The organism is Mycobacterium sp. TH-M25 (genome assembly GCF_057473665.1).
In genome coordinates this window covers 1-4,756 of the sequence record NZ_JBYCLA010000364.1, presented here as the reverse complement: position 1 = coordinate 4,756, position 4,756 = coordinate 1, and the positions used below count along the sequence as shown (strand labels likewise).

General features: G+C 65.7%; 3 protein-coding genes and 2 pseudogenes. 4 read left to right on the top strand and 1 reads right to left on the bottom strand.

Annotation, left to right across the window (positions count from 1 at the left end; translation table 11 throughout):
- Positions 1-73 precede the first annotated feature (73 nt).
- A pseudogene (locus AC2VOU_RS12280) lies at positions 74-613 on the bottom strand (helix-turn-helix domain-containing protein); the annotation flags it as partial.
- Positions 614-724: 111 nt separating this feature from the next.
- On the opposite strand from AC2VOU_RS12280, the gene prpD reads away from it, so the two are divergent.
- The 4 genes and pseudogenes from prpD to AC2VOU_RS12260 form a co-directional block, all read left to right on the top strand.
- The gene (gene prpD / locus AC2VOU_RS12275) at positions 725-2,233 is read left to right on the top strand and encodes a 2-methylcitrate dehydratase PrpD (RefSeq protein WP_486957627.1); all 1,509 of its coding nucleotides are present in this window, start codon (positions 725-727) and stop codon (positions 2,231-2,233) included.
- Positions 2,230-3,147 (top strand): methylisocitrate lyase, encoded by a 918-nt coding sequence (gene prpB, locus AC2VOU_RS12270; RefSeq protein ID WP_486957626.1) that lies wholly within the window; start codon positions 2,230-2,232, stop codon positions 3,145-3,147. The genes prpD and prpB overlap by 4 nt, the downstream gene beginning before the upstream one ends.
- The gene (locus tag AC2VOU_RS12265; RefSeq protein ID WP_486957625.1) at positions 3,144-4,277 is read left to right on the top strand and encodes a bifunctional 2-methylcitrate synthase/citrate synthase; all 1,134 of its coding nucleotides are present in this window, start codon (positions 3,144-3,146) and stop codon (positions 4,275-4,277) included. Before prpB ends, AC2VOU_RS12265 begins: the two co-directional genes overlap by 4 nt.
- 33 nt (positions 4,278-4,310) lie before the next feature.
- Positions 4,311-4,756 (top strand): annotated as a pseudogene (locus tag AC2VOU_RS12260) (NAD(P)H-dependent amine dehydrogenase family protein); the annotation flags it as partial.

The following is a 4,756-nucleotide window of genomic DNA, read 5'->3' as shown; positions in this document are numbered from 1 at the left end:
CGCCGAGATCGGCGTCGATCACCACCCGTACACCGAATCGGTCCCGCATCAGCCCCGACAGCTGAACATCCTAGCCGCCCAAGGTCATTCCAGTTTCGGTGAACATCTCCTCGGCCGCGACGTCGAGTTCGCCGACGTAGTTGTTCCGGTCGTAGAAGAAGTCACGGACCTCTTCGAAAGGCATCGGGCGCTCGGCGGGCAGCGGTGTTTCCGTCGTCGCATGTGCGCGATACGCCTCCAGCTCTTCGGTGGTATCACGCAGCCGTCGGTACACGGTGACCAGGTTGCGGCCCACTTCGGGCATCCGGGCGACGAGTTCCTCGATCTGCGCTGAGCTGACGGAGTCGTTCGGCGCGCTGGCGGTGAACACATCCGACAGGTCAGCCACCAGTCGGGCGTCGGAGTCGGAGGAGAAGTAGTTCGAGGGCAGGTCGAATCGCTCGGTAAGGGCCAGCAGCACCGGCACGGTGATCGGCCGCTGGTCGTTTTCCAGCTGATTGACGTAGCTGGTGGACAGGTTCAACGTCCGGGCCAATGCGGCCTGGCTCAGGCCGCGCTCGTTTCGCAGCCGTCGCAGCCGGGGACCCGAAAAGATCTTCGCCACCGCTGACACGTTACCCCGCGATGGCGTACACAACGTACGCAAAATTCGCCCGTCCGAGACGCAAAATTACGCATATGCTGGGTCTTTCACTTCCGGTGGAGTTTGCATAGTGTGCGAATTATGTTGATCCACCCGGTTCGAACCCACCGCAGCGCCGACGACTTCCCGATCACCGAGCACCTGGCCTACAAAATCGCCCAGGTGGCGGCCGACCCGGTCGCGGTGCCGCCGGAGACCGAGGCGATGGTGATCAACCGCATCATCGACAACGCCGCAGTCAGCGCCGCCTCTGTCGTCCGGCGGCCGGTCACCACCGCGCGCCAACAGGCCCTCGCCCACCGCGCCCGGTCGGGCGCGACCGTGTTCGGCGTCGACGGCAGCTACTCCGCCGAGTGGGCGGCCTGGGCCAATGGCGTCGCGGTCCGTGAACTCGATTACCACGACACCTTTCTGGCCGCGGAGTACTCCCACCCCGGCGACAACATCCCGCCGCTGGTGGCGGTCGCTCAGCAGCTCGGCGTCCGCGGCAGCGACCTGATCCGCGGCCTGGCCGCCGCCTACGAGGTCCAGGTCGGCCTGGTCAAGGGAATCTGCCTGCACGAGCACAAGATCGACCACGTCGCGCATCTCGGCCCGTCGGTCGCCGCGGGGCTGGGCGCCATGCTGCGGCTCGACGTCGACACCATCTACCAGGCGATCGGCCAGGCGCTGCACCTGACCACCGCTACCCGGCAATCCCGCAAGGGCGCCATCTCCAGCTGGAAGGCGTTCGCGCCCGCGCTGGCCGGCAAGGTCGGCATCGAGGCCGTCGATCGCGCGATGCGTGGCGAGGGCTCGCCCGCGCCGATTTGGGAGGGTGAGGACGGCGTGATTTCCTGGCTGCTGTCGGGGCCCGAGCACACCTACGAGGTGCCGCTGCCCGCGCCGGGCGAGCCCAAGCGGGCCATCCTGGACACCTACACCAAAGAACATTCCGCCGAATACCAGAGCCAGGCGCCCATCGACTTGGCCCGCCGGCTGCGGGAGCGCATCGGCGATCTGGACCAGATCGCGACGGTCGTGTTGCACACCAGCCACCACACGCATTTCGTAATCGGCACCGGGTCCGGGGACCCGCAGAAGTTCGACCCCGATGCGTCGCGGGAGACGCTGGATCACTCGCTGCCCTACATTTTCGCGGTCGCGCTGCAGGACGGCAGTTGGGATCACGAACTTTCCTACACCGCGGAGCGGGCACACCGGCCCGACACCGTCGAGTTGTGGCACAAGATCTCCACTGTCGAGGACCCGGAGTGGACGCGCCGTTACCACTCGAACGACCCGGCCGAGAAGGCATTCGGGGCCCGGGCGGAGGTGATGCTCAAGAGCGGCGACGTCATCTCCGACGAGTTGGCAGTCGCTGATGCGCATCCGCTGGGGGCCCGGCCGTTCGGGCGCGAGCAGTACATCGGCAAATTCACTCACCTGGCGGACGGGGTGGTGGATGCCGTTGAACAGCAACGGTTCCTGCGCGCTGTTCAAGATGTCGCCGCGCTGAAAGGCGGCGGCCTCGTCGCGCTCAATGTGCGGGTGTTGCCCGAAGTGCTGGCGCCGGCAGACTCGTCAGTCCGGTCCGGGATTTTCCGATGACAGGTCTGCTGGCCGCGTCATCCAGCGCCGCCGACAAGCGGGCTGTGTTCCGAGCGGGGCTGGATTCCGCCCGGCTGCAACGCTTCCCGGGGGCTTTCTCGCCGCTGGTCGCCAAGCTCGTGGAACAGATCGGATTCGAGGGAATCTACGTCTCGGGTGCGGTGTTGTCCGCCGATCTCGGTCTGCCCGACATCGGGCTGACCACTTTGACCGAGGTCACCGCGCGGGGCGGCCAGATCGCCGCGGTCACCGATCTGCCCACACTGATCGACGCGGACACCGGATTCGGCGAACCGATGAGCGCGGCGCGCACCGTGACATTGCTCGAGGACGCCGGGCTGGCCGGCTGCCACCTCGAAGACCAGGTCAACCCGAAGCGGTGTGGGCACCTCGACGGCAAAGCCGTTGTGCCGACCGCCGACATGGTCAAGCGACTTCGGGCCGCGGTCGCCGCACGCCGCGATCCGAACTTCGTCATCTGTGCCCGCACCGACGCCGCCGGCATCGAAGGCGTCGATGCCGCAGTTGCTCGGGCGCGGGCCTACGCCGACGCCGGCGCCGATCTGATCTTTACCGAGGCGCTGACCGGGCCGGCCGACTTCGAGAAATTCCGCGCCGCCCTGGACGTTCCGTTGCTGGCCAACATGACCGAGTTCGGCAAGTCGGACCTGCTGACTACGTCGCAACTGGCAGACATCGGCTACAACGTGGTGATCTACCCGGTCACCACGTTGCGATTGGCGATGTTCGCGGTAGAAGAGGGTTTGTGCGAAATCGACTCAAAGGGAACACAATCCGGCCTGCTCGATCACATGCAGCACCGCCAGCGGCTGTATGAGTTGCTCCGCTACGCCGACTACAACCAATTCGACGACGAGATCTTCAACTTCGAGGTGAAAGGCTCACGCCAATGAGCGCAGTCGCCACGGCCGAGCCGAAAATCCACAAAGGACTTGCCGGTGTCGTCGTCGACACCACGTCGATCTCCAAGGTGGTGCCCGAGACCAACTCGCTGACCTATCGCGGCTATCCCGTGCAGGACCTGGCTGCACACTGCACGTTCGAGCAGGTCGCCTATCTACTGTGGCACGGCGAGCTCCCGAACGACGGCGAGTTGGCGCTGTTCAACCAACGCGAGCGGGCCAGCCGGCGGATCGACCGCTCGCTGCAGTCGCTGCTGGCCAAGCTGCCCGACAACTGCCACCCGATGGACGTGGTGCGCACCGCGATCAGCTATCTGGGCGCTGAAGACCCCGACGAGGACGACAGCGCCGAGTCGGCCAATTACGCGAAATCGCTGCGGATGTTCGCCGTCCTGCCGACCATCGTGGCCATCGACATGCGCCGCCGCCGTGGTCTGGCACCGATCGCGCCGAACAGCCACCTCGGCTACTCGGAGAACTTCCTGCACATGTGCTTCGGCGAGGTTCCCGAGCCGGTCGTCGTCTCGGCGTTCGAGCAATCGATGATTCTGTACGCCGAACACAGCTTCAACGCCTCGACATTCGCCGCGCGCGTGGTGACGTCGACGCAGTCCGACATCTACAGCGCGGTGACAGCGGCCATCGGCGCACTGAAGGGCCCGCTGCACGGTGGGGCCAACGAGGCGGTCATGCACGACATGATCGAGATCGGCGATGCGCCACGGGCCGCGGAGTGGTTGCACGGCAAGCTGTCGCGCAAGGACAAAGTGATGGGCTTCGGGCACCGCGTCTACAAAAATGGCGACTCCCGAGTGCCGACGATGAAGGACGCACTTGTCCGCATTGCGAACGTGCGCGACGGAGGGCGCTGGCTCGACATCTACCGGGTTCTGGAGACGGAGATGTTCGCTACAACCGGCCTCAAGCCCAACCTGGATTTCCCCACCGGACCAGCCTACTACCTGATGGGATTCGACATCCCCAGCTTCACACCGCTTTTCGTGATGAGCCGCATCACCGGCTGGACCTCTCACATCATCGAGCAGGCCGGCTCCAACGCACTGATCCGGCCGCTGTCGGAATACTCGGGCCGGCCGCAACGGAGCTTCGCGGGCCGTTGACAGTGACTGCCAGACGGTCATACTGTGCCACGCATGAACAACGGCGCCAAGTTGCGAGTCATCCAATGGGCCACCGGGGGCGTCGGTAAGGCGGCCATCCAATGCGTGCTCAACCACCCCCAACTGGAACTCGCCGGCTGCTGGGTGCACAGCGCGGACAAGAGCGGGCGCGACGTCGGCGACATCCTGGGCATCGAATCAGTCGGTGTCACGGCCACTTCCAGCAAGGACGAGCTGCTGGCCCTCGACGCCGATTGCGTGATGTACAGCCCGCTGATTCCCAACGACGACGAAGTCATCGCGATCCTGCGGTCCGGCAAAAACGTCGTGACCCCGGTGGGCTGGGTGTACCCCGACCCCGGCAACCCCCGTCACCGGGCGGTGGACGACGCCGCCGTCGAAGCCGGGGTGACACTGCATGGGTCCGGCATCCACCCCGGCGGCGTCACCGAACGCTTTCCGCTGATGATCTCGTCGCT